General features: G+C 32.4%; 26 protein-coding genes and 1 riboswitch. Of the genes, 2 read left to right on the forward strand and 24 right to left on the reverse strand.

The genetic code is table 11. The annotated features are described in order from the left end of the window. Positions 1–54: 54 nt before the first annotated feature. The 3 genes from ldmS to CD135_RS05290 all read right to left on the reverse strand — a co-directional run bounded on the left by ldmS (position 55) and on the right by CD135_RS05290 (position 3,171). Entirely contained in the window at positions 55–1,242 is a 1,188-nt protein-coding gene (gene ldmS / locus CD135_RS05280) for an L-aspartate--L-methionine ligase LdmS (RefSeq protein WP_103268950.1), read from the reverse strand. Continuing rightward, complete coding sequence (locus CD135_RS05285; RefSeq protein ID WP_070044868.1) at positions 1,239–2,426, reverse strand: M20 family metallopeptidase; 1,188 nt, start codon at positions 2,424–2,426, stop codon at positions 1,239–1,241. Before CD135_RS05285 ends, ldmS begins: the two co-directional genes overlap by 4 nt. A 61-nt stretch (positions 2,427–2,487) precedes the next feature. Further along, positions 2,488–2,587: riboswitch (SAM riboswitch) on the reverse strand. A gap of 41 nt (positions 2,588–2,628) precedes the next feature. Then, a complete protein-coding gene (locus tag CD135_RS05290) occupies positions 2,629–3,171 on the reverse strand; it encodes a GrpB family protein (protein ID WP_016998871.1) in 543 nt (180 codons plus the stop codon). A gap of 138 nt (positions 3,172–3,309) precedes the next feature. On the opposite strand from CD135_RS05290, the gene CD135_RS05295 reads away from it, so the two are divergent. After that, positions 3,310–3,777 (forward strand): S-ribosylhomocysteine lyase, encoded by a 468-nt coding sequence (locus tag CD135_RS05295; protein ID WP_016998870.1) that lies wholly within the window; start codon positions 3,310–3,312, stop codon positions 3,775–3,777. Between the two features lie 87 nt (positions 3,778–3,864). Here the strand turns inward: CD135_RS05295 and CD135_RS05300 are convergent, their stop codons facing one another. The 5 genes from CD135_RS05300 to CD135_RS05320 all read right to left on the reverse strand — a co-directional run bounded on the left by CD135_RS05300 (position 3,865) and on the right by CD135_RS05320 (position 8,472). Next, positions 3,865–4,215 (reverse strand): DoxX family protein, encoded by a 351-nt coding sequence (locus tag CD135_RS05300; RefSeq protein WP_016998869.1) that lies wholly within the window; start codon positions 4,213–4,215, stop codon positions 3,865–3,867. Further along, entirely contained in the window at positions 4,215–5,399 is a 1,185-nt protein-coding gene (gene deoB / locus CD135_RS05305) for a phosphopentomutase (RefSeq protein ID WP_016998868.1), read from the reverse strand. The genes CD135_RS05300 and deoB overlap by 1 nt, the downstream gene beginning before the upstream one ends. Before the next feature lie 11 nt (positions 5,400–5,410). After that, complete coding sequence (locus CD135_RS05310) at positions 5,411–6,712, reverse strand: pyrimidine-nucleoside phosphorylase (RefSeq protein WP_016998867.1); 1,302 nt, start codon at positions 6,710–6,712, stop codon at positions 5,411–5,413. Positions 6,713–6,787: 75 nt separating this feature from the next. Continuing rightward, positions 6,788–7,450 (reverse strand): deoxyribose-phosphate aldolase, encoded by a 663-nt coding sequence (gene deoC / locus CD135_RS05315; RefSeq protein WP_103268951.1) that lies wholly within the window; start codon positions 7,448–7,450, stop codon positions 6,788–6,790. Positions 7,451–7,533: 83 nt separating this feature from the next. Continuing rightward, positions 7,534–8,472 carry a sugar-binding transcriptional regulator gene (locus CD135_RS05320; RefSeq protein ID WP_103268952.1) on the reverse strand — a complete coding sequence of 313 codons (939 nt, stop codon included), beginning with the start codon at positions 8,470–8,472 and terminating at the stop codon, positions 7,534–7,536. 109 nt (positions 8,473–8,581) lie between these two features. Here CD135_RS05320 and deoD point away from each other — a divergent pair, with 109 nt between their 5' ends. Beyond that, positions 8,582–9,292: a purine-nucleoside phosphorylase gene (gene deoD / locus CD135_RS05325; RefSeq protein WP_103268953.1), complete on the forward strand. Its 711-nt coding sequence runs from the start codon at positions 8,582–8,584 to the stop codon at positions 9,290–9,292. 571 nt (positions 9,293–9,863) lie between these two features. On the opposite strand, the gene CD135_RS05330 is transcribed toward deoD, so the two are convergent. The 16 genes from CD135_RS05330 to CD135_RS05405 form a co-directional block, all read right to left on the reverse strand. Then, on the reverse strand, positions 9,864–10,307 hold the full coding sequence (locus tag CD135_RS05330) for a Dps family protein (protein WP_016998863.1): 444 nt from the start codon (positions 10,305–10,307) through the stop codon (positions 9,864–9,866). Positions 10,308–10,516: 209 nt separating this feature from the next. Beyond that, positions 10,517–11,431, reverse strand: a complete 915-nt coding sequence (locus tag CD135_RS05335; RefSeq protein ID WP_026023602.1) for a D-ribose ABC transporter substrate-binding protein — start codon at positions 11,429–11,431, stop codon at positions 10,517–10,519. A 22-nt stretch (positions 11,432–11,453) separates the two neighbouring features. Further along, positions 11,454–12,392, reverse strand: a complete 939-nt coding sequence (locus tag CD135_RS05340) for an ABC transporter permease (RefSeq protein WP_103268954.1) — start codon at positions 12,390–12,392, stop codon at positions 11,454–11,456. Further along, positions 12,373–13,869, reverse strand: coding sequence for a sugar ABC transporter ATP-binding protein (locus CD135_RS05345; protein ID WP_103268955.1), 1,497 nt, complete (start codon positions 13,867–13,869; stop codon positions 12,373–12,375). The genes CD135_RS05340 and CD135_RS05345 overlap by 20 nt, the downstream gene beginning before the upstream one ends. A 12-nt stretch (positions 13,870–13,881) precedes the next feature. Beyond that, a complete protein-coding gene (gene rbsD / locus CD135_RS05350) occupies positions 13,882–14,271 on the reverse strand; it encodes a D-ribose pyranase (RefSeq protein ID WP_016998859.1) in 390 nt (129 codons plus the stop codon). Next, entirely contained in the window at positions 14,264–15,145 is an 882-nt protein-coding gene (rbsK, locus tag CD135_RS05355; RefSeq protein WP_016998858.1) for a ribokinase, read from the reverse strand. The genes rbsD and rbsK overlap by 8 nt, the downstream gene beginning before the upstream one ends. 1 nt (position 15,146) lies before the next feature. Then, positions 15,147–16,112, reverse strand: coding sequence for a LacI family DNA-binding transcriptional regulator (locus tag CD135_RS05360; RefSeq protein WP_103268956.1), 966 nt, complete (start codon positions 16,110–16,112; stop codon positions 15,147–15,149). Positions 16,113–16,179: 67 nt separating this feature from the next. Beyond that, positions 16,180–16,566 carry a thiol-disulfide oxidoreductase DCC family protein gene (locus CD135_RS05365; protein WP_016998856.1) on the reverse strand — a complete coding sequence of 129 codons (387 nt, stop codon included), beginning with the start codon at positions 16,564–16,566 and terminating at the stop codon, positions 16,180–16,182. Positions 16,567–16,737: 171 nt separating this feature from the next. Beyond that, positions 16,738–18,156 (reverse strand): Na+/H+ antiporter NhaC, encoded by a 1,419-nt coding sequence (nhaC, locus tag CD135_RS05370; protein ID WP_103268957.1) that lies wholly within the window; start codon positions 18,154–18,156, stop codon positions 16,738–16,740. Positions 18,157–18,331: 175 nt separating this feature from the next. Beyond that, positions 18,332–18,694, reverse strand: coding sequence for a transcriptional regulator, SarA/Rot family (locus CD135_RS05375; protein ID WP_103268958.1), 363 nt, complete (start codon positions 18,692–18,694; stop codon positions 18,332–18,334). Positions 18,695–18,912: 218 nt separating this feature from the next. After that, on the reverse strand, positions 18,913–20,289 hold the full coding sequence (locus CD135_RS05380; RefSeq protein WP_103268959.1) for an alanine/glycine:cation symporter family protein: 1,377 nt from the start codon (positions 20,287–20,289) through the stop codon (positions 18,913–18,915). Positions 20,290–20,448: 159 nt separating this feature from the next. Then, positions 20,449–21,813 (reverse strand): EVE domain-containing protein, encoded by a 1,365-nt coding sequence (locus CD135_RS05385; protein WP_103268960.1) that lies wholly within the window; start codon positions 21,811–21,813, stop codon positions 20,449–20,451. Positions 21,814–21,994: 181 nt separating this feature from the next. After that, positions 21,995–22,990 (reverse strand): LysM peptidoglycan-binding domain-containing protein, encoded by a 996-nt coding sequence (locus CD135_RS05390; protein WP_016998852.1) that lies wholly within the window; start codon positions 22,988–22,990, stop codon positions 21,995–21,997. A 285-nt stretch (positions 22,991–23,275) separates the two neighbouring features. Further along, on the reverse strand, positions 23,276–23,509 hold the full coding sequence (locus tag CD135_RS05395; RefSeq protein ID WP_016998851.1) for a hypothetical protein: 234 nt from the start codon (positions 23,507–23,509) through the stop codon (positions 23,276–23,278). A gap of 17 nt (positions 23,510–23,526) precedes the next feature. Continuing rightward, positions 23,527–24,468 (reverse strand): mannose-6-phosphate isomerase, class I, encoded by a 942-nt coding sequence (gene manA, locus CD135_RS05400; RefSeq protein ID WP_070044874.1) that lies wholly within the window; start codon positions 24,466–24,468, stop codon positions 23,527–23,529. Positions 24,469–24,663: 195 nt separating this feature from the next. After that, positions 24,664–26,193 carry an AbgT family transporter gene (locus CD135_RS05405; RefSeq protein ID WP_103268961.1) on the reverse strand — a complete coding sequence of 510 codons (1,530 nt, stop codon included), beginning with the start codon at positions 26,191–26,193 and terminating at the stop codon, positions 24,664–24,666. Positions 26,194–26,281 lie beyond the last annotated feature (88 nt).

A 26,281-nucleotide genomic window follows, 5' to 3' on the forward strand; every position in this document is an offset into this window, starting at 1 on the left:
TAAAAGCTATAAGTCAATGAAAATTCGCTTTAATTTCCATAATTATTTTAAACGCTATTCATCGTAGAGTTCAGAAAGGAATTTTTGTTCTAATTGAAGTGCTTTAGATTCTGTTTCAGCATGCCATATGCCAGCAAATCTTGCATTTACTTTATTCTTTCCAAACCAATCCCCATCGAAGAATGAGAGTGGATAAAGATGGCCATCTTCAACATATTTTTCAATCACTTTATAAAAGTGTTCGTTATCTCCTTTTGCATGGTAACTTAAAAATTTATGAAAACCATCTTTTAATCTATTTTTAAGTAAAAGCATACTCGTTGAACCATTTTGTCTAAAGTTTAAATCTATGGCATATATTTTTCCTTCTTTATCTATCAGTAAATCAAAGCCTGAAACACCTTTATAACCATAATCAACACCATTTTGCATAATTTCATATCCTGCATCTATAACGCTTTGTGGTACTTCGTCTGAATTAACATTACCATTATAAAATCCGTAGTCATCTGTTAATTGTTTAACTGCCCCTATATATTGGATACCAGTATCTTCACTATATACATATTGTACACAATAATTGTCTACCTCTTCGATAAATTGTTCTATAATAATATGTTCTGTTTCAGTAGCTTCTTTAATTCTTTGATTTGCTTTCTTTAGATCATCTTCAGTATAACATATCATAACCCCATACCCACCTGCTGTCGGTAATTCATCTCCCGGCTTTAATACAAGAGGTAGTTCCCAATTTTTAATTTCTTCTTCATATTCTTTAACACTAACACATTCACGTCTAGGTAAATACTTTCCTTTAGTCCACTGTGATAATTTCGATTTATTATTTAAGTCTATAAACTTTGGTTTATATATAGCATAATCGTCCTTATCACATAAATGTTCTCCATGAATATATTGAAAGAATATTTTATTACGTTTATTTGTTAATTGCTGTATCAATTGTTCGTAACTTTCTTTATCTTTAAAACGATGTATATTGTCTGGCACTTTTTCTCCAACTAGATTTAACAAATCTTCTATCCTTTTTGTTAAACATGCTTCATGAATAATCATTGGCATTTTACTAATAACCAATTCTCTAGCTGTTAAAAAATTAGATTGATCTTCTTCGGCTTTTAACCAAGGATTATCTTCATAGGATGGCCTCGAATTATAGATAATATTATCTTCATATAAATCTTTAAGTGTTAATAATAAAGGTTTATGATAGGCTTTTGTCATAATAAGTTCTCCCTTAATGTTTGATGATGCTCGATAATCTCATTTCTAAGGGGTACGTTCTCTATTAATTCTAATCCCATCGATGCTAATATTTTAGCACCGCTTATCAATGCTTTATCTCCCATTGTACTTGCTGCAGCTTGGCAAAATTCTTTCGTATGACCAACTAAATTAGATGGTCCGATTTTAATATGTGGATGTATAGTAGGTATGATATGACTTACATTCCCCGTATCTGTTGATCCAAAACCAAAATCATCTTCTATAACATCTTCTCCTAAAGATTCTGCATGTTTTCTAAACAATTCATCTAAAGGTTTATTAATAACAAATTCATTTACACCGTTTTGTATTGGTCTTACTTCTGACTTACAACCAGTTTGCAATGCAGCTCCTTCAGCGATTTTTCGAACTCTATCAGTTAGTTCATCTAAATGTTTACGTGAGGTTGCTCTAGTATAAAATCTTGCATGTGTAAAATCAGGAATAATATTTGCCGCTTCACCTCCATTTAATATTACACCGTGCACTTTATCTGTTTTCTTAATTTGTTGTCTCAACATACTTACACCGTTAAAGAAGGACAACATAGCGTCTAAAGCATTAATCGCTTCAAAAGCATTCTCAGACGCGTGAGCACTCCTTCCATAAAACTTTACGTCGAATACATCTACTGCTAATGATGGCACTGTGACATACGTCTCATGGCCAGGGTGTACCATAAGTGCAATGTCTAAATCGTCTATAATACCCGCTTTAACATAACTAGCTTTAGCACTACCATTAACCCCGCCTTCTTCTGCTGGACAACCAAGCACGACTATTTTACCGCCCACTTGGTCAATAACTTTTGATAAACTAATACCTGCTAAAACGCTAGAAGTACCGATTATATTATGTCCACATGCATGCCCTAAGCCTGGCAATGCATCATATTCCGCTAAAAAACATATCGTTGGACCTTCTATTTTCGTGTCATATGTAGCTATAAATCCAGTCGGATGCTTTGCTATATTTTTCTCTATCTTAAAATGATGATTTTTCAGTTGATCACTTAACAATCTTGAAGCAAAAACTTCTTCATTACCTAGTTCTGGACGTTCGTGTATTTGATGGCTCATAGACAAATATAAGTGTTTATTTTGTTCAATATAATTTAAAATATTTTGCGATAAATTGCTCATTCACTATACAACCTTTCCAATATAAAAGCGCACTCCTTAGTTAGGAAATGCGCCAATCGAAATTTTATCTCTCAGTTGAACACTGCAGGATTTGGCACCTTTCCATGTAGGGAGGTTGCTGGACGTCAAAGGGCCTTTCCCTCAGTCACTCTTGATAATACGTATGAAATTGTTTTAATTCTAACTTTAATACTCGGATATGTCAATGTTTTGCGAGCGCATCATTTGAGTTTAAGTACCATTTTTCAGCCTTTTTCTCAAATTCTTTAATCATACTATCTTTACCTTGATAATACTCTACACTATCCGCTGGAAAATCTATAGATAAGTCATGTTTAAGGCGACTATATCGTTCTCTCTCGCCGTTAAATGTTCTCAAATAATCTCTAAAAGAAATAAGTCTCAATATGTGCGGGCTGTCTTCATCATAGATATGTAAATGATGAGAGACATCACCGTTATGATTATATTTTTTAAAATAACGATTTCCAATAACGCCTCGTTCACCTTTAGACTCGTAACCTAGTGCAGATAATTCCTTTGTATAATCATCTATCGTTTCACTATCTTTTACCACCATTAAAATATCAATGATAGGTTTAGCTGATAACCCTGGGATAGCTGTAGATCCAATGTGTTCTATATTTATGCTATGTTCTTTTAATAACGATTGTAAATATTTCTTTTCTTCTAAAAAAAGATGTTGCCATATACTATCGTATGGGACGACTCTTAATCTCTCCATACACATCACTCCATTTTCAGAATAATTTATTTTATTATCTTATAAAGTAACACATAAAGAAAGTAATTGAAATCTGAATTTATTGTTTTTTCAAAATTTACTTGATATAATGATGCCGAAATCAAAGGAGGAATCTTCATGACAAAGATGAATGTAGAAAGTTTTAATTTAGATCACACTAAAGTAGATGCACCATTTGTAAGACTTGCGGGAATTAAAGAAGGTTTAAATGGAGATGTTATTCACAAATATGATATTCGTTTTAAACAACCAAATAAAGAACATATGGAAATGCCCGCTTTACACTCTTTAGAACATTTAATGGCTGAAAACATTAGAAACCATACTGATAATGTTGTAGATGTAAGCCCAATGGGTTGTCAAACAGGCTTTTACGCTTCATTTATAAATCATGACGATTATGATGATGTCTTAAATATTATAGAAAAAACGTTAAAAGATGTTGAGCAAGCTACAGAAGTTCCAGCATGTAATGAAGTACAATGTGGTTGGGCAGCAAGCCACTCATTAGAAGGTGCTCAACGACTTGCAACTGAATTCTTATCGAAAAAAGATGGATGGAATGTAATATTTAAAGAAGATTAATAAAATACACTATTATGTTTAAAATAGAAAAAAGGAGTGAAACGGAGATTTAATTTTTCAAAAAATCTCTGTTTCACTCCTTTTTAATTACATTTTTCTAACGATTTTAATAAGTACATATTGTAATGGTAATCTACCCCATAAAGCCCATGTAGGTAATTGTTTCCCATTTAACGGTATATTTTTTTGTGCCATATATACGTTTGCTGGAAATACAGCAACTAAGAACCATTCAATTAATTTCTTAGTCATACTACTTGGTTTTCTAACGAGTAATAAAATACCGAAAATAATTTCCATCACGCCTGAAATCCATACAATTCCTTTTTTAAAGGGTAAGAAATTAGGTACAATAGCTTCAAAACCTTCTGATCTCATAAAATGCATAAGGCCTGCAAAACTAAATGCAAGACCAAAAATACGTCTTACTGCGTTCATTATTTAATCCCCATTTCACTTAAATAGCTCTTACCGAACTGCGGTAATTCTACATTAAAGTTATCTGCAATTGTTGCACCAATTGAACTAAACGTTGTATCCCCTGAAAGTTCGTGGTATTCCGTAATGCTTGGGCTAAACATTAATAATGGAACATATTCACGAGTATGGTCAGTACCATCAGCTGTTGGATCATTACCGTGATCTGCTGTAATAATAACTAAATCATCTTCGCGAACATTTTCTAACAATTCACCTAAACGATTATCGAAATCTTTAATTGCTTGAGCGTAACCTTCTTTATCTCTTCTATGGCCATATAACGCATCAAAATCAACTAAATTTAAGAAACTAATTCCTGTAAAGTCTGTATCTACAACTTTAAGAAGTTGGTCCATGCCGTCCATATTATCTTTCGTACGTATTGCTTTTGTTACACCTTCTCCGTCATAAATATCATTAATTTTACCAATTGCAATTACATCGTAATCTGCATCTTTTAGCGTGTTCATGACAGTTTTACCAAATGGTTTCAATGCATAATCGTGTCTATTAGATGTTCTTGTGAAATTACCTGGTTCTCCTAGATAAGGTCGTGCAATAATACGCCCGATTAAATATTTAGGGTCTTTAGTTAGTTCTCTAACTTTTTCACAAATATCATATAATTCCTCTAATGGAATGATATCTTCGTGTGCAGCAATCTGTAATACTGGGTCTGCTGACGTATAAACGATTAAATCGCCTGTTTCCATTTGATGTTTACCGTATTCTTCTATAATTTCAGTACCTGATGCTGGTTTATTTGCCACAACTTTTCTACCTGTTAAATCTTCTATTTCTTTAACAAGTTCTTCAGGGAAACCTTCAGGATATACTTTGAATGGTTTATCAATATTTAATCCCATGATTTCCCAATGTCCTGTCATTGTATCTTTTCCTACAGACGCTTCACTTAATTTTGTATAAAATGCTTCAGGTTTTTCTACATTATTGATAACTGGTAAAGATTCTATATTTCCAAGTCCTAATTTTTCTAGGTTTGGTAAGGATTCTTTGAAACCTTCTAGCGTATGCTTTAATGTATGTGAACCTTCGTCACCAAAATCTTTAGCGTCTGGTGCTTCGCCTATTCCTACTGAATCCATTACAATTAAATGAATACGTTTAAATCGGTTTGTCATTTGACACACTCCTAATCTGTAATCACTTTATGGATTAAAGTCGGTTTCACTTGTTCATCAGAAATATCAATGTTATTTAAAATTTTCTCTTCAACATCTTTAATATCTTCTTGATTTGCATAGATTGTTACAAGTGATTCTCCTTCTTCAACTTTATCTCCAACTTTTTTATTTAATACTAAACCAACGGCTAAGTCAATTATATCATCTTTTGTAGCTCTTCCTGCCCCTAAAAGCATTGAAGCAACACCAATCTCATCAGCTACAATGTTAGATACATATCCAGATTTTTTCGCCTTTACTTCAAATGTATGTTGAGCTTGAGGTAATTTAGAAACATCATCAACTACCGAACCATCTCCGCCTTGGTTTTCAAGGAATACTTTAAACTTCTCAAGTGCTTTACCGTTTTGGATAACTTCTTGTAATTTTTCTCGTGCCTCATCTAAATTCTCAGCTTTTTTAGCTAAAACAACCATTTGAGATCCTAAAGTTAATACAAGTTCTGTTAAATCTTCAGGTCCTTCACCTCTTAACGTTTCTATTGCTTCTTTCACTTCAAGTCCATTGCCAATTGCTCTTCCTAATGGTTGACTCATATCAGAAATAATAGCCATAGTATTTCGCCCTACATTATTCCCTATTTTCACCATTGCATGCGCTAATAATTCTGAGTCTTCTAGCGTTTTCATAAACGCACCAGCACCCGTCTTCACATCTAAAACAATCGCATCTGCTCCAGCTGCAATTTTCTTACTCATTATAGATGACGCAATAAGTGGGATAGAGTTAACTGTTCCAGTAACATCACGTAGACCATAAAGCTTTTTATCTGCTGGTGTTAAGTTTCCAGTTTGACCAATAACAGCTACTTTATCTCTATTTACTAAATCAATAAATTCTTGTTCTGATATTTCTACATGGAAACCTTCAACCGCTTCTAATTTATCTATTGTACCGCCAGTGTGACCTAATCCTCGGCCACTCATTTTTGCTACAGGTATATCTAATGCAGCTACTAAAGGAGCCAATACTAAAGTAGTTGTATCTCCCACTCCACCTGTTGAATGTTTATCCACTTTAATACCTTCAATTTCAGATAAATCAATTTGATCGCCTGATTCAACCATTGCCATCGTTAAATATGCACGCTCGTTATCAGTCATATCTTGGAAATATGTCGCCATTGCAAAACTTGAAGCTTGATAATCAGGTATTTCTCCATCAGTATACCCTTTAATGAAAAATTCAATTTCTTCTTTCGTTAATTCTTTCCCGTCTCGTTTCTTAGCTATAACATCTACCATTCTCATAATGAAACCCTCCTGTTTATGAATACGCTTACTTGTATTTCAAAAGATTAAAGGTACATAAACGTACCTTTAATTTTAATAATCTGAATCAGATGATTCACCTTTTAATATTTTCACACCTGCTGAAGCACCAATACGAGTTGCACCATTATCAATCATCGTCTTAACATCTTCGTATGAACGGATACCACCTGAAGCTTTAACGCCTAAATCAGGACCAACTGTTTCTCTCATTAATTTGATATCTTCTGCAGTTGCGCCACCTGATGAGAATCCAGTTGATGTTTTAACGAAATCTGCACCTGCAGCAAGAGCTAATTCACATGCTCTAACTTTCTCATCTTCTGTTAATAAACAAGTTTCAATAATTACTTTAGTTGTTACACCATTTGCTGCTGCTACAACACTTTCAATATCACGTTTAACTTCTTCATCACGACCGTCTTTAAGCGCACCAATATTGATGACCATGTCTACTTCTTGTGCACCTTTTTTAATAGCGTCTTCTGTTTCAAAAGCCTTCACTTCACTTGTTGTTGCCCCTAAAGGGAACCCAATTACTGTACAAACTAATACATCTGTACTTTCTAATGCTTTTCGTGCATGTGCAACATGTGTTGGATTAATACATACAGATTTAAATCCATATTCTTTCGCTTCTTCTAATAAAGCATCAATTTGTTCCAGTGTTGTGTCTGGTTTTAAAGCTGTGTGATCGATATATTTTGCTAATGTCATAGTGAATCCTCCTCGTATATTCTATCTTTAACTATATTATAAACAAGCTTTGAACAAATGTAAAATGATATAAGAAATTTTGTTCATAAATCTAATAATGCTTGTGCTGTATATTGATCAGTGATCAATATATTACTTAAACGACCTTCTAAAGCACCACGTATAGCAGAAATTTTGTGGTCTCCTCCAGCTACTAAAATAGAATTTTCAATTTCTTTTAGAGCATCTAATTCAATACCTATCGTTCGGTCATTTATAGCTTGATCTGCAACTTCCCCTTGCTCGTTATAAAAGCGTGAGCAAATATCTCCCACAGCTGAGTGTTTAATTCTCTCTTTTTCTTCATCGTTAAAAAATCCTAATTTAAATAATAAAGAAGAATCTCTAACTGTTCCTACTGTAAACAAAGCGATATTAACTTGTCTTCCTTGTTCTAAAATAGATTGGATGTGTCTATCTTTTTCTACCATTTGCTTAACTTCTTTCACATCAAATATAACTGGTAGAGGCAAATCTCTGGGTGTCGCATTATAAGCTTGTGCAAACCTTTCAAGGATTTGATGGCTTCTTGTGTCTATATGAGAAAAACTAATACCACCTTTAAGTTGTATTACACCAATATCCTTTAAATGTGTAGACTGTAAAAATTGAGACACTTGATACATTGTTTTACCCCAACTAATGCCAATATTATCTCCATCTTTAACAATAGTATTTAAATATTCCGCGGTACGCTTTCCAATAGCACTTTGTACGTTTAAATAATCATTATGCGATGCATGTTCAACAATACAATCTTTCAATTGGTATTTAGCTTTTAATAGTGAAGCTAAACTTTCAGCATCTTGATATGGATCTTCAATTGTTACTTTGACAAACCCATGTTCTTTCGCGTGATTCAATAATCTCGATACAGTTGGTCTAGAGATATTAAGCTTTTGAGCTATTGCTTCTTGACTTAAACTATCTTCATAATATAGTTTTGCTACGCGTATGCTGTCTTTATTTTTTTGTAAATCCATCTCCATTCACCACTTTCTTTCAACTTAATCGTACAAAAATTCGCAAAAAATTGAAACAAATGTTATCTTTAAATTGAAAAAACTTTTATTTTTAAAGGAGAAGATAGTTATGACACAAGGGACACCGCATATTCAACCAAATGGTGTAAAAATTGCAAAAACTGTACTAATGCCTGGGGATCCATTACGTGCTAAATTTATTGCTGAAAACTTTTTAGAAAATGTTGAACAATTCAACGATGTAAGAAATATGTTAGGATACACAGGTACATATAAAGGAAAAGAAGTATCGGTTATGGGCTCAGGTATGGGTATCGCTTCAATCGGTATTTATTCTTATGAACTATATAATTTCTTTGATGTAGAAACGATTATCCGAATTGGATCATGCGGTGCTATGCAAGAGAATATCAATTTATATGATATTATTATTGCACAAGGTGCATCTACTAATTCTCGCTATGTTGACCAATTCAACGTACCAGGTTACTTCGCACCAATTGCTGACTTCGGTTTAGTATCAAGCGCTAAAAATAAAGCAGACGAAATTGGAGCAACTACTCATGTAGGTAATATCTTCTCAAGTGATATTTTCTATAATGCAGACACAGAAGTAACAAGTAAATGGGCAAGATTAGGTATTTTAGGTGTTGAAATGGAATCAGCAGGTTTATACATAAATGCTGCTGATGCCGGTAAAAAAGCACTAGGTATCTTTACAGTTAGTGACCACTTATTAAGAGACGAAGCAACAACAGCAGAAGAAAGACAAAATTCATTTACTCAAATGATGGAAATTGCTTTAGAAATCGCTGAATAATAAAGAGAATATATTAGTAGGGAGTGGGACAGAAATCTCATTTTATTAAAAAGATTTCGTAGTCCACCCCGGCAAAGATGACTAGGTATGAAAAAAGCTTGATATAAGCGCATTTTCGTACCAGTCAGCTACTGCCAATACAAAAAGAGAGCCTGGGACAATTAGTTATGTCCCAGGTTCTTTTTTATAACGTTGTTACATTCAAGGTCGCTATGTTACACGTGAACCTCGTCTTGCAATATTCAGGTCCCTTATTGTCATTTCTTACCAAACGTGTCAATAACAGTACCTTTATTGTCATTTCTCATCAAACGTGTCAACAACAGTGCCTTTATTGTCACTTCTCATCAAACGTGTCAACAACAGTGCCTTTATTGTCACTTCTTACCAAACGTGTCAACAACAGTGCCTTTATTGTCACTTCTTACCAAACGTGTCAACAAGCAAAACTATATACATCAAATATTCTACATTCTTTAATAATAAAAAAGCACCGGCTTATTGAGAATTCTCAATAAGCCGGTGCTTGATAATGAGATAGATTTAATTAAACTACCTCATTTATATTTTATTATCCTAAGAATGATTTAAGCATCCAGTTGTGTTTTTCAAGACTTGTTACCATACCTAATAACATGTCTCCTGTCATTTCGTCATCTAATTTTTCCGCTAATTGAATACCTTCTTCTAATTGTCCAATTACAGTTGTGAAGTCTTTTGATAATTGTTCTACCATTTGGTTAGCTGATAGATTTTTCTCTGCTTCTTTAACTTCTGACCATTCTAAAGCTTCTTGTAAAGTAGCGATTGGGTTACCATCGATTGCTAAAATACGTTCAGCAATGTCGTCGATATATACACTTGCTTCATTGTATAATTCTTCAAATTTTTCGTGTAGTGAGAAGAAGTTTGGTCCTTTTACATACCAATGATAATTGTGTAGTTTAGTGAAAAGTACTGTCCATTCTGCTACTTGTTTGTTTAATACTTCAATTACTTCTTTATTGTTATTCATTTATTACACTCCTCTAAGATTTGTTTGTTATTTGGTCTCTTTTGATTACAATAACTATTATATTATAATCATTCTAATCTGTCAACGCTATTTACACACTTATTTAGAATCATTATAAATAAGTTGCAAATTCTAAAAGTTTTTTTCTCAAATAAATTAAGGTAAAAGACTACATTAGTCTTTTACCTTATTCACCATAAAATAAACATTTATTTAGATTTTTCGAGTTTAAGTGGTACTTTAATTTCTTTATCTACTTTTTTACCTTCCATCAGTTTCAATACTGAATTTACTGATTCTTGTCCCATTTTTTCAGGTTGCTGAGCGATTGTTGCATCTAACTTACCTTCTTTAATAGATTGCATCGCATCTTCATTTCCGTCAAATCCTACAACGAGTATATCTTTATCGCCTACCGCTTCTATTGCTCCTAAAGCCATCTCATCGTTATGAGAGAATATTGCTTTAACACCTGGATGAGCTTGTAATATGTTTTGAGTGACATTGAGCCCTTCTGCACGATCAAATTTAGCGCTTTGCTTTGCGATAACATCTAATGATTTATCTGCTACTTCATGGAATCCTTTTCCTCTTTCTCTAGTAGCACTTGCGCCAGGTACACCTTCTAATTCAGCGACTTTAGCATTTTCACCTAATTCATCTAAGATAAATTTGCCACCCATCTTACCGCCTTCTATATTATCCGAAGCAATAAATGTAGCGACATCACCTTTATCAACTGATCTATCTAAAGTAATAACTGGAATACCTTCATTGTTAGCAGATTGAACTGCACTAGAAATGGCACTTGAATCAGTTGGATTCACAACTAAATAATCAACCTGTTGTTGAACTAAGTCTTCTATATCATTTGTTTGTTTAGCAGAATCATCCCTCGCATCTACTACTTTAACATTCATACCTTGCTTTTTAGCCTCTTTTTGAAGTCCTTCTTTAATTGAAACAAAAAATGGATTATTTAAAGTCGAAACACTTACCCCTATTGTAATATCTGATTTCTTTTTATTCGTTTTACTACCATTGTCTTTTTTTAATGGAGATTCTAACGAACATGCTGATAAAAACACTACCAACGAAAGAAAAAGTATTAAAAATTTCTTCATCATTTATCCCTCACTTTGTTAATTATTTTTTACGATCTATAAGAACAGCAATTAATATAACAATACCTTTTACTACTTGTTGATAGAATGAAGATACACCTAATAAGTTCAATCCATTATTCAACACGCCGATAATAAGTACACCAATTAGTGTACCAACGATACGCCCTTTACCACCTGTTAAAGACGTTCCACCTAACACTACTGCTGCTATGGCATCTAGTTCATATGAAGTACCAGCAGTCGGTTGAGCTGAATTTAGACGTGATGTTAATATTGCTCCAGCTAAAGCTGACATTAAACCAGATATACCATAAATTAAGATTTTTACTTTATTAACTTTGATTCCTGAAATTTTAGAAGCTACTTCATTTCCCCCGATGGCATATGTATGTCTACCAAAAGTTGTCTTCTGTAGAATAATTGCCAATACAATAAATACGATAATCATCGTTATTGCCGGTACTGGTATACCAAAGAAATAACCTTTACCAAACAATTGGAATAAATAACTATCACCTAAGTCTGTTATAGGATTACCATCTGTAATAACTAACGTTAATCCTCTAAAAATTGTCATAGTTGCCAATGTTGCAATAAATGGCGCCATGCTACCGAAAGTAACCAAAACACCGTTAAATACCCCTAGTAAAAATCCTCCTAATACACCAACAATTAAAGCTACAATTGGATCAAGACCACTCGTAATTAAAATTGCTGTAAATGCACTTGATAAAGCTAATATAGACCCTACTGATAAATCTATACCACCTGTCAAAATAACAAACGTCATACCAAAAGCAATTAAACCGTTAATAGATACTTGTCTCAATAAGTTAAGTAAATTCGATAAATCTAAAAATGCAGTATTTAAAACACTTATAACAACCACTAAAAGAATCAATCCTATAAATGGTATAATTTTTTCTAACAATGATGATTTAGCTGTTAACTGTTGCATTTAATTCCCCTCCTGTAGCCAATGTCATAATATTTTCTTCTGTAATTTGTTCCGCTTCAACTTGTCCCTTTATTTCTCCTTCTTGTACAACTAAGACTCTATCACTCATACCGATAACTTCTGGTAATTCTGAAGAAATCATTATAATAGAAACACCGCGCTCAGTTAATTCGTTCATTAATTGATAAATTTCTCTCTTTGCTCCAACATCAATACCTCTAGTCGGTTCATCTAGTATTAAAACTTGTGCACCCGTACCAATCCATTTAGCTAAAACTACTTTCTGTTGATTACCACCGGAAAGTGAAGAAACAAGTGCTTTTCTATTTGTTTTAATATTTAGTCGTTTACTCATTTGATCAGCAAATATATGAACAGACTTTTCTTTCGTAAAGCCTTTATTGGAAAAGCTTTCTAAAGAAGGTAAAACCATATTATCTTCAATAGAGAAATCTAATATCAGACCTTCGTCCTTTCTGTTCTCAGTAATAAACCCAATTCCGTTTTTCATAGCGTCTTCTGGTGAATTAATGGAAACTTTTTTACCGTTAATCGTAATGTCTTTACTGCCTTTATCTATGCCGAATAAACTTCGCATTATTTCAGTTCTGCCAGCCCCCATTAGTCCACTAACACCAAAAATTTCTCCTTTTCTTAATGAAAATGATATATCTTTAATTTGATGTTCATCATTATTTAACGATTTAACGTCCATGATGATATTACCAGGTGAAACAGTTCTTTTCGGAAATTGTTCTGTTAAATCTCTACCTACCATTGATTTAACTATCTCATCATAATTAGTATCATTCGTTTCTTTATATAACACTGTTTTACCATCTCTCATTACAGTTATCTCATCAGATATCTCAAAGATTTCTGCCATTCTATGTGAAATATACACAAATGCAACGCCTTGTTTTTGCAAGCTTTTAATAAGCTTAAACAATTGATTAATTTCTTTATCCGTTAAAGCAGCTGTTGGTTCATCCATAACGATTATTTTAGCGTTCGTCATCAATGCTTTAGCAATTTCTATCATTTGTTGTTCACCAATAGAACATTTTCCTGCAACTTTTTTAAGTGGTATTTTAAAGTTTAACTTTTCAAATACTTTCATTGCTTCTTTCTTCATCTGTCTCTCGTTTAAGATTCCAAATTTATTTCTAATTTCTTTACCAATAAACAAATTTTCTAACACTGTTAATTCTGACCAAATATTTAATTCTTGGTGTATAAAAGTTATGCCTGCTTCTTCAGCCATTTGTGCATCTTTATATTCAATATTTTCATCTTTGTATATTATCTGACCCTCATCTTTGCCGTGTATACCTACTAAAATTTTCATTAACGTAGATTTACCTGCCCCGTTTTCTCCCATCAATGCATGTACAGAAGCTTCCTTTAAAATAAAATCTACCCCAGTTAACACTTTATTTTGTCCAAAAGCTTTATGTATATTCTTCATCTGTAACATGGTAACCCTCCTTTAGAATAAAACATCACTTTCCAATATGACATTTGCAAATGGTGTTGCTTCTCCAGTTCTAATAATCGCGACTGTATCATTTGTTAATTCTTTAAATCGTTCATGTGATACATATTCTGTATCAATATTAGATTGAGTAATCTTTTCAAAAAGCGAAACATTATCTTCTTTTATTTCTTCCGCAACGATCATTTTTTGAACCGACATATGCTTCATCACTTCTTCGTAAACGCTTTCAAAATTTGGTACACCAAAAGACAGTGCTAAATCAATCTTCTTCACTTCTTTTGGAATTGGTAGACCACAATCTGCTATTACTATTCTGTCTGTATGACCAAGATCACTTAATACTTTAGATATTTCACTGTTTAAAATCCCTGTTTTATACATGCCATTCTCCCTCTATTTCTGAAAGTTTAGGCATACCACCTTGTGCACCCATACCTGTTACTGAATAACTTGCTGCTAAGTTTGCAAAATCTAACGCTTTTTCTAGATTGAATTCTTTCTGTAACGCTACTGCAAATGCACCGTTAAATGTATCACCTGCGCCAGTAGTATCTTTAACTTCTCGTTTATAACCTGGTACTTCTACCTTTTTGTTACCATCGTGATAGACTGCACCTTTATCTCCTAAAGTAACAATCAATTTATTCGGATATTTTGCTAACGCTTCATCCATATTTCCTTTAAACATTCCGTCACTTTCTGTTTCATTAGGAGTTAAGTAATCAGCTTTTTCAATTACATTATCACTAACTTCTCTAAAAGGAGCTGGATTTAATATAGATGTAATTTCATTTTCCTTACAGTAATCAATTACATGTTCAACTGTTTCACTAGGTATTTCTTGTTGAAGAAGAACGATGTCACCTTTATTAAGGTGTGCTAAATGTTTCTCAACATATTCAGGTGTTACTTCGTTATTGGCAGATGGAACAAAAATGATACTATTATCTTGTTCAGCTAATGTTATGTGAGCAGTACCTGACGGCATTTGTGTAACGGGTTCCACACCATCTACTAAAACGTAGTTATTTTGTAGATTTTGATAAATTTCTTTCCCGAAATCATCATCTCCTATGCGCCCTACTAAATATACTTCTTCCCCTAATCTTGCTGCTGCCACAGCTTGATTAGCGCCTTTTCCACCTGGTGTAGTGAAAAAACTATCTCCTAATATTGTTTCACCTTTTTCAGGTCTTTTTGAAGCTGAAACTACTAAATCTATAGACATACTTCCTATAACCATAATCTTTTTCATTTTATTCTCTCCTCGTCGATTGTCGTTCTATTAAACTAACGTCTAATATTTGATGATGTTCTCTTTCTTTACCTTCTAGTTGATTGATAAGCTGTTGACAAGCCTTTTTGCCTATTAAATATGCTGGTTGATGAATTGTAGTTAAACTTGGTGTATACATACGAGATAATGGTATATCATCATAACCTACAACTTGAACATCAGAAGGTACTTTAAATTTATGACGTAACAAAGTACGCATAACAGCAAATGCGCTCACATCATTACTACAAATAATACTATCAATATTGTGCTTATGAATCATCGATACTAAATCTTCTTCAATGAGAAAACGTTCATCTACAGTAATGTAAGGGATGTTCTTTTCATCAAAAATAGATTTAGCACCGGATAGTCTTTCGTTAAATGATTTATATTGTAAGTTTTGTTGCATGATTAAAACAGATTTTGTCGAACCTTTTATGACGGCTTGAGCTTGTAACTGTCCACCTTTATAATGATTTGTTTCAACAAATTCATGGTCGGCATACACTCTGTCTAATAAAACAAATGGCATATTATATGATTTAAAAGAATCAAATGTTTCTTGAGTAGATAATTGTGATGCAATAATCCCACTACAATTATGCACATTGAATGTGTTTATATACGCTAATTCTTTTTCTTCATTTCCATCACCATTACCTAAAATGATGTGATAACCCTTAGCCATCGCTTCATCTTCAACACCTCTAGCGACAACCGTGAAAAATGGATTGCTAATATCAGGTAATAATAAACCTATCATTTTAGATTTACGTTTATACAATGTCCGAGCTGTTTCATTCGGTCTGTAATTTAAATCTTTGATCGCTTTATTAATCTTCTTTCTTGTTTCTTCTTTGACATACCCACTTCTATTAAGAGCTCTTGAAACTGTCGCCACTGAGACACCAGCGTATTTAGCAACTTCTTTAATCGTAGCCATTCGTTCAACTTCCTTTTGTGTAACCGTTTACATAAAAGGATACCACCACTCTAAAACTATTGCAATACTAATCTAAAAAATACTGGCGTTCTTCTTTAGTTGGTAGTTTACATGCTTGCTTAAATTGGATGCGATGTCTTATTTTTGCAAATGAATCGTAACCTAGATTTCTAAGAAAACGAGGCACTATTTTCAATAGGAATGCAAAAATTTTATATTTCTTAATTTGATTCAATAAGTGAATAATAGCATCTGTTTTAGTAAATACTTGTGATTTATCAACTACAACAATTGTGTCTATATTTTTCAATTCAGGTTGAGCTTTAATTAAGTTCTCTCCATATTGCCCTTCTAATTGCGCAAATTGGAATCTCGTTGGAATATTATGATGAATCAACCACATTACTACTCTATTACAATAACCACAATCACCGTCATAGTATACTATAGCCATAAATATCACCTTATTCCTTTCTTTAGTTTTAAGATAACACGATTATAAGAAACATTAAATTAATAAGGGAGTGAACCAGAAATATCATTTTGCTAAAAAGACTTCATAATACCATCCCTATATAATGAAACAGTCCGAGACATTTATATATGTCCTGGACTGTTATTATTGTTATTGAGCTTCTTTAAATTGTTTATATTCTTGTTCGTTAATTGTTATAATTTTAAATCCTATGTATCCAAATATTATAGATATGATTGGGACCGTATAATTAAATACTGCATACATCCCATACTCCAATACGTTTACATTTAAGGTCTGAGCTATAAACACACCACAAGTATTCCATAAGAAAAATACTGAAGTCACTGTTCCACCATCTTCTAGAGCTCTAGATAAATTTTTAGGGTGTAACCTCTTTTCTAAAAACGTATTAATATACATTCTTGATGGTACAACAATTGAAATATATTGTTCTGAGCATGAAGCGTTTGTACCAATACATGAAATAATAACAGAAGCGATTAGTCCACCAGTACCTTTAGCTACTTTCAAAACTTGTGTAATAATTGCCTTCAACATACCTGAATATTCGAGTATTCCACCAAATGTCATCGCAACAATTGTCATAGAAATGGTATAAAACATTGACTCCAAACCACCCCTATTAAATAGTTCTTTTACGAGTTCATTCTTTGTTTCTAACACATATCCTGTTTGTAAAGCTTGAACGCTATCATGAATACTTCCACCTTGAACAAAAATTTGTGATAAAAATCCTAAAATAATACCAACTACCAATGCAGGTATTGCAGGTACTTTTAAGGCTACTAAAATAATAACAATCAGTGGTACTAATAGTAACCAAGGTGAAATGACAAATTTATCAATCATTTCATTATTAATTGCATCAATTTTACCTTGATTAATGTCACCTGCGGAAAATTGTCTACCGAGTATAAAGAAAGCAATTAACGAAATTACAATAGCAGGTACAGTTGTATAGAACATATGCTTAATATGATCGAATAGATTTGTACCAGTTAAACCAGCTGCTATATTTGTGGTGTCAGATAAAGGGCTCATTTTATCACCAAAATAAGAACCTGATATGATAGCACCAGCAATCATTCCCGCTGGAATATCCATACTCAGTCCTATACCCATTCCGGCTACGCCTACTGTGGCCATCGTAGACCAACTACTACCAATTGCTAAAGATACAATGGCGCATATAATAGCAATGGTCACTAAAAATAATGAAGGCGTAATAAGCTTTAAACCGTAATAAATCATCGTGGCAACTATACCGCCACCTATCCATGCCCCAATGATTAAACCGACTAGTATAATAATAACAATCGCAGGTAGTGCTAATTTTATCCCCTTATACATCATTTCTTCTATATCTTTCCACGTATGCCCATGATAATAGGCAACTATCGCTGCTATAGCTGTCCCTATCATTAAAGGAATATGAGGTGCTAATTCTAAAACAACAACAGTATAGAGCATGCTTACTATCATAAATAGAAACGGAACAATAGCCCATACAAAACTTATATTCTTTGTTGTAGATTCTTTTACCATAATGACTAATCCCCTATAATAAAGCGCTTACATTTAAAATTGTATAACTTTCCACCATAATTTACAAATTAAATTTTAAAATATAATTTGATTATAAATACAAAAATGCATTGTAAAAGTTAGCCTTTGACTAACTTTTACAATGCATTTCATTAATATTAAAAAGATTTATAATCTAAGCTATATTTAACATATCCAATACTTCTTGCATTATCACTTCAAAATCATCTTTATAATCATCGTTAAAGCGTAATATAACTGCTCTTTCATCTGTTTTTAAGCGGTTTTTTAATATATATTTCTTTTCGAATAGTCTCTTAATGGCACGAGCAGATTTGTTTTGCTTTATGTATCCTTTTTCAATTGCATCTTTAAGGTGTACTTCTTTCACTTCATTTAATTTCATTAAGAAGAAAAATTCATGTTTCTTTAAGCCATACTTTTGTTCAATTACTACAAAGATATTGTCAATTTTATTTTGGTAATCAAAGAATTCAGAACATGAAGTAATTGCTTCTGAATAAGATTGAGTGCTCATTGTTGTAACCTCCTAAAAATTAGTTAATTAAATTATCTTACCATGAAATTAAATAACATCAATATGGAATTTAATAAAATATTTGACATTTTGTGTAAATTAGAATAATTTATATGACTACATACAAAAGAGGTTTATTTTTGAAGACATCTACAATTTTTTTAAATACAAAAAAAGATTATAACGATAACGTTATAATCTAAAAGGAATAAACTATTTCAGTTTTTATTATTTTTATCTTTCAAATAAAATTCTTTGCTTGTGAAAAATTCTCGTGTCAAGTCTTTAACTTTAGGTGATAACATAATAACAGCTATAATATTGGGAATAAGAATGCATGCTAACGCTATATCTAATAAATTCCACAATTGTGTACCTGCCCCAAACGCACCGAGCGCTATAGATAAAACATATACTATTTTCATAATAAATCCAGCTGTTAATCCAAATAAATATTCTGCCATTCTTGAACCATAATAAATAACTACAATTATAGTAGAGAATACAAAGAATACCATTGATATAGAAACAATCCAGCTTCCAAATGTACCAAATGCATCATTAAAAGCTCTAGCTGTCAGTGCAGCTGATTGTTCTTTTGCATCATCTGCTTTCCAAACGTCTGAAACTAATACAACAAACGCTGTTGTACTACATATAATTAAAGTATCAACAACTATTTCACTTACACTCCAAAAAGCTTGTCTCACTGGATGATCTGTCTTAGCAGCAGCGTGAGCAATTGGAGAAGTACCTAAACCTGCTTCGTTTGAATAGATGCCTCGAGCAAATCCCCATCTAACCGTTGTAGCTAAAGCAGCTCCAAAACTACCTCCTAATGCTGCATCAGGATTAAAAGCTTTTTCAACTACTAACGCTATGACTCCCGGTAAATGTTGAATGTTCATTAAAATGATAATAAAACCCATAATACAATATAATCCAACCATAACCGGCACAATCATTTCAGTGAATGTTGCAATTCTTTTAATACCTCCAAACACAACTAAAGCAGCTAACACAGCTAAAATGATTCCTGTATAACCCATATCGATATTGAATGTATCTTCTACCGTGCTTGCTGCTGAATTTCCTTGCACCATAATACTCGGAATGAGTTCCAACATAAGCGCGAATGCAAAAATAAAAGCGAATACTATTCCAACTTTTTTATTTTTCATTCCTTTTTTCATATAGTATGTAGGTCCCCCTACAAATTCGCCTTTACTATTCTTTTCTCGATAATGTATACCAAGTACGTTTTCACTATACTTTAGAGCCATCCCTAAAAATGCAATAACCATCATCCAAAATACAGCACCAGGTCCACCCATCATGATTGCTGTAGGTACCCCTACGATATTTGCTGCACCAACAGTAGAAGATAAAGCAGAAGTTAATGCTTGCCTCGGTGTAATCGTTCCTTCACCTTTAGGTTTTTTATTAATACTGCCAAATGTTTGTTTCATCATATAGCCAAAATGTCTAAACTGTATAAACCCTAAATAAATTGTTAAAAATAAACTAGATACTAATAATAGAGTTACGAGTGGATATCCCCATAACCAATCTGAAAATGCTACTATTTTGTCCATAAACACGTCCCCTTTGTTGTTTATTGATAAGAGCAATTTTAATTATATATATCATATTACAGAAAATTCTATCAATTTAAAAGATAATTTTTCACTTATAAATTAAAAACACCATTTGATATTAAACAAATAGTGTTTTTCAATGAAAATTTATTTTATTTATCCAACGTGTATTACACGACAATGTTTTAAAAATTGATGTGAATATTGTTTTTTTATATCTTCAACTGTCCCATAACATAAACCTATCATTCTCCATTTTGGATTATGGCGGTAGAATGAGTCTTTTTCTAAACTCCATTTTACCATTTTTCCATCATGATTATATCTAGGTAGTGTCATTTCATGACCATCTAAAACATTTAGGAATAGTTGGAATATTTCAGGGTCTATTCGCTCAAATTGATCGATTACAAGCCATTCTCTTTCTGAATTTGTGATATGCCCCGTGATAAATCCTTCACGATAATATAGAGCTCCACTTTCGTTAGGTAAATACCTTCCGTATAACATTTCTTCAGAAAAATCTGGATGTCCTGTTGTATAAATACCTTTAGCAAGCTCGCGCTCTACGTAATGTTTTGCTTTTTTTATACCTTCTTCTTTACTATCACATAACATTAATATAATTGGCTTATCTTTTTTATCTTCTTGTTCTTGTGGAATCGAGACTTGATATTGTTGTGAATTATTTTGAGAAAACTCACCTCTACTCATATCCATCATTGCATCATATTGAGCTTTTGTTAAATTAGCTATAGATTGCTTAGAATTTTCTTGTAAGAAATATAATTTTTTTAATGTTTGATGTCTATTTAGTTCTGCTACACTTATAGGATTAATATCCTTTTCATATCTAATAGTTATGCAAGTTGAATCAGTTCGTCCTGGTTGTGGTGGAAGTTTATGTATACTATCTGTAACTTCACCAATACCAATAATAGAATGATTCGCGTTTTTATTTAAGAATACAAGCTGATCCCCGATTTCAAGTTGTGTATAATAAATATAACCATTTCTTTTAATACCATTCACTGTATGTGTGAAAATAGTATATGTTTCATCTTCTTCAAACTGTATTTCTTCTGAAAGTAAGAAATATCTAGGTATTTTAATTTCTCCTTGTCCTAGGCCAATAATTAATTCAAATTCTTCTTTAGATATACGATTGAATAATTGATCCGTTAGTTGCTTAATACGCAATTCTAAATGTTCACTTCTCTTTAAGTATTCAACTGAAAGCATTGTTAAAGAAGTTTCAAATTTAAAATGAATGCTTACTTTTTGGTTGCCGCCTGTCTGAACATCAATAATTTCCCCATATCCTAATAATCCCACTTGATTTTGGACTTGATAATAAATTACTTTATCACCAGGTTTTGCCGTCTTAAAGGCATGGTAACCTTGAGTAGGATTAAAACTTGCACCCGATTCAAATACTGCAACTTGTCCTTCTAGAGGTTCTGTATGATTCCACCTATTATATCCACAATTTAACCAAAAGTAGTTTGTTTCTTCAGACATATGTATACTCCTTGTTATAAATAATTATCAATTTTAAACGATTTACTATGTAAATATGACGTTTATTATACTAATCATATTTTTTACATGACATTAATATTAACATTGTATAAGACATTAGCATCCGTGTCTATGTTTACACAAGTAAAAACTGAGACATTATATATGCCTCAGTTCAAGATTAATGTATAAAATTATAACTTGGTACGAGTGAAGCTGGTACAGTTCTGTATGTTAATACACCTGGTGAAGATGTAAAATTCATTTCTGATACTTGGATACTACCGTCATTATTAATGCGTTCAACAAACGAAACATGACCGTAATAACCAGCAGAAGATTGTAAAATCGAACCTACAGCAGGTTTATGATTTACTCTATATCCATCTTTAGCTGCAGCGCTAGCCCAGTTGTTCGCATTCCACCAATATGTGCTTATTGGTTTACCGATTGCTTTACGTCGATTAAATACGTGCCAAGTACATTGACCCCAATCATATAAATTTTGGTGGTAGAACATAGGAGGTGTATAGCTACCAGTGTTATTAGAGCTTGATTGTCCACCACCTGTTGACACTGAACCACTTACTTTTAATTTTTGTCCCGGATAAATAATGAAATTTGATAAACCATTTAAAGACATTATTTTTTGATATGTTGTACCATATCTAGCAGCAATTACTGATAATGAATCTCCTGATTTAACCGTATAAGTAGTTGTACTAGTAGATGTGTTTGATGAACCCGTATTATTTGAACTTGAACTACTAGAAGTCCCTTTTACTTTTAATTTTTGGCCAGGATAAATAATTGTATTATTCAACCCGTTTAAAGACATTATTTTTTGATATGTTGTGCCATATTTACCAGCAATTACTGATAACGAATCCCCTGATTTAACCGTATAGTATGTTGTTGATGACGTTGAAGTCGATCCTGTATTCGTATTAGACGAACTAGAAGAACCAGGTACTTGAATGATTTGATTCGGAAAAATTAGATTAGAGCTTAATTTGTTTAAGCTTTTAATTTTTGCGATAGTTGTATTATGTTTTTCAGCAATTAACCAAAGTGAGTCTCCGCTCTTAACTTTATATGATGCAGCTTCAGCACTTTGTGATGTTAAAGCTACTGCTACAGAAGCACCTACAAATGCCGTTAATGTCTTCTTCTTCAAAATTAGTTACCTCCATTATCTTACATTTTTATATAAAGATATTAATTCTTCCTAATTATACACTGTTATGGCGCAATTTTATATTACAGTTTTATTTCATTTATATTAATAGAATTATAGAAAAATTCTTTTAAAGACAATTAATTTTTTTATTTATATGATGAGAATACACTGTAAAATTGAAATAAATGACAATATAACAATTTAAATCTGCACAAAAAAACTGTCGTCAAAGTTATTAACTTTACGACAGTTTAAATGTATATTACAAAACTAATAATCTATTTATTGAAGTATTAACGATAAACCGGCTAATGTTGGCATTAAATTAACTAGAACGCCTCCGATTTTCAACCCCATTGTTATTTCTTTATCTTTAAAAGTACTAATAGCTAATATTAGCCCAATTAAAGCAATGATAAATGGTATCACTGGATTTGGATATTTTGGCTGTTCAAAAAATATTCCTAGACCAGCTATAACGGCACAAACAAGTGATAAATATAAGAATTTTTTCATATTAGTATAACTCCTATCTAGACGTAACTTACTATAACTTCTAGTTGCCCGTTAATGTGATTATCTAAATCATCAGCCGTTAATATGAGGTGACTTCCCGTTGACACTTCATATACATTTCCGTCTGTTATGATTTCACCTTCCCCAGAAATAATACTCACTAAGCAATAATCTCTAGGTTTTCTGAAGTTAAATGTACCTTCTATTTGCCATTTCGTAACAGTGAAAAAGTCGCTTTCTACAAGCATTTGACCTTTTTGTTCATCAGAATCTATTCTCACAGGTGCTACATTTGGGCTTGTTGGTCCTATATTGATAACATCAATACTTTTATCAAGATGTAATTCACGTTTCTTACCATCTTGCTCAATTCTATCGTAATCATAAATTCTGTAAGTAGTATCTGAGTTTTGTTGCGTTTCTAGTATCATAATACCTTCTCCGATTGCATGCACTGTACCACTTGGCACATAGAAAAAGTCCCCCTTTTCAACTTTAACGCGCTTGAATAAATGATCCCAATCTTCATTTTGAATATATTCTTCAAGCTGTTCTTTCGAATTTGCATAAGTTCCATATATAATTTCTGCGTCTTCTTTTGCGTCAAGAACATACCAGCACTCAGTTTTACCAAACTCACCATTTTCATGTTCGTGTGCATATTCATCATCTGGATGAACTTGTACAGATAATTTTTGGTTTGCATCTAATATTTTCGTAAGCAATGGAAATTTCTTTTCTGAAGGATTTCCAAATAATTCAGGATGTTCTTCCCAAACCTTATCCAATGTTTGACCTTCGTAAGCTCCATTGGCAATAACATTAGGTCCATTTTGATGCGCTGATATACCCCAACATTCCCCAATATTACCATCAGGAATGTCGTAGCCCATTTTTTCTAAATTACGTCCTCCCCAAATACGCTCTTTAAATACGGGTTTCAATACTAATGGAGACATTTAATCATCCTTTTCTTTTTTGTCGTTAAAAATATATGTAAGTTCAATTAATTAAATTAAATATATACCCTTCGTGATTGTACCATATAGTGCTTTACTTATGAAATACTGAAATGGCAGTGGGAAGGAAATCTCATTTTTCTAAAAAGACTTCATAGCCTCATCCTAGAAAGAATGAGACTACATTTTAACTTATTATTTACTCCAATATATATCTCCACCAGGTCCTAATGGTAAACCTAGTAAGAACCATATAATCATAAATATAGGCCAAACAATCGCCAATACAATCGAATATGGCATTAAACTAGAAATTAATGTTCCAAGTTTCATATTCTTATCATATTTTTGAGCATATGATAGTAATAGTGGTAAGTAAGGCATCATCGGTGTTATTGGATTTGTGATTGAATCTCCTATACGATAAACCATCTGTGTAAACGCGGGATGATATCCTAATAACATAAACATAGGTATAAATATTGGTGCTAATATCGCCCATTTTGCGGATGCGCTACCTATTAGCAAGTTAATTAAACAACTTAATAATATTAATCCTATTATTAACACTACACCATTTTGACCTTGTAATAATTCTGCGCCTTTAACTGATATAACTACACCTAGGTTGCTCCAATTTAAATACGCTAATAATTGTGAAGCAAAAAATACAATTACGATAAAACTTCCCATTGTCGCCATTGAATCAGTTAACATTTTCCCTAAATCTTTTGTATTTTTAAGTTTACCTGACATAATTCCATAAACAAAACCGGGAACAAAGAAAACAACAAGAATGATTATACCAACACCATCCATTAGTGGTGATTCTTCGATTAAGCTTCCAGTTTTAGCGTTTCTTAGCCAGCCATTTTCAGGTATTGATAAAGCTAATAAAATAACTATAACCGCAAAGAAACTCCAATTAGCAAACTTTAATGCTTTGTTTTCTTTAGATGTTATTTCATTATCATCACTTGAACTATCTGTTTCTTCTCTATATGTACCTAGACGTGGTATAACAATTTTCATACTTACAAAATAAATTGCTGGTAATAAAATGATAGAAGATGCTGCTATAAAATACCAGTTCATAGCTACGTTCAACGAAATATCTTTGCTAATAATTTCAGCTGCTGGTTTGGTAAATGCATAAACAAGCGCATCACTCATACCTAAAGTTAAATTAGCTGCAAACGCCCCTAAGGCAGAAGCATATGCCATCGCTAAACCAGCTATCGGATGATAACCAAGTTTAATAAAAACTAATGCCGTCAAAGGTGGTAAAACTACTGGAGCTGCATCTCCAGCAGCATTCCCAATAATACCTACAAATATAATAATGGGTACTATAATTTTCTTAGGTGCTTTATTAACTATCATTATCATTAATTTATCAAAATATCCTGTTTTTTCTGCTACACCTATTCCGAGCATAACTGCAAGTACAAGGCCTAATGCTGGGAATTCGGAAAAGTTTGTTATAGATTCACTTAATATTTTAGAAAAACCTTCTCTAGAAATTAGATTTGTTACTTCTACTGTTTTTCCTGTACCTGGGTTTTCTACTTTTATATTGAACAAAGATACAAACCAAGATAGTAGAATTAATCCTACACATAAAAGGAAAAATAATATACTTGGATCTGGCAATCGGTTTCCTGCTTTTTCTATGAAGTTTAAGAATCTATTAATAATAGAAACTTTTCTCTTTGTCTGATTCATAATAGCCCCCTTAATATAAGAAATTAGAAATATTATATCATAAAATATCTATATATTTTGAAGTTTCTGACGATTTGTAATGTATGAT

This window comes from Mammaliicoccus lentus, assembly GCF_002902755.1.
Taxonomy (GTDB): Bacteria; Bacillota; Bacilli; order Staphylococcales; family Staphylococcaceae; genus Mammaliicoccus; species Mammaliicoccus lentus.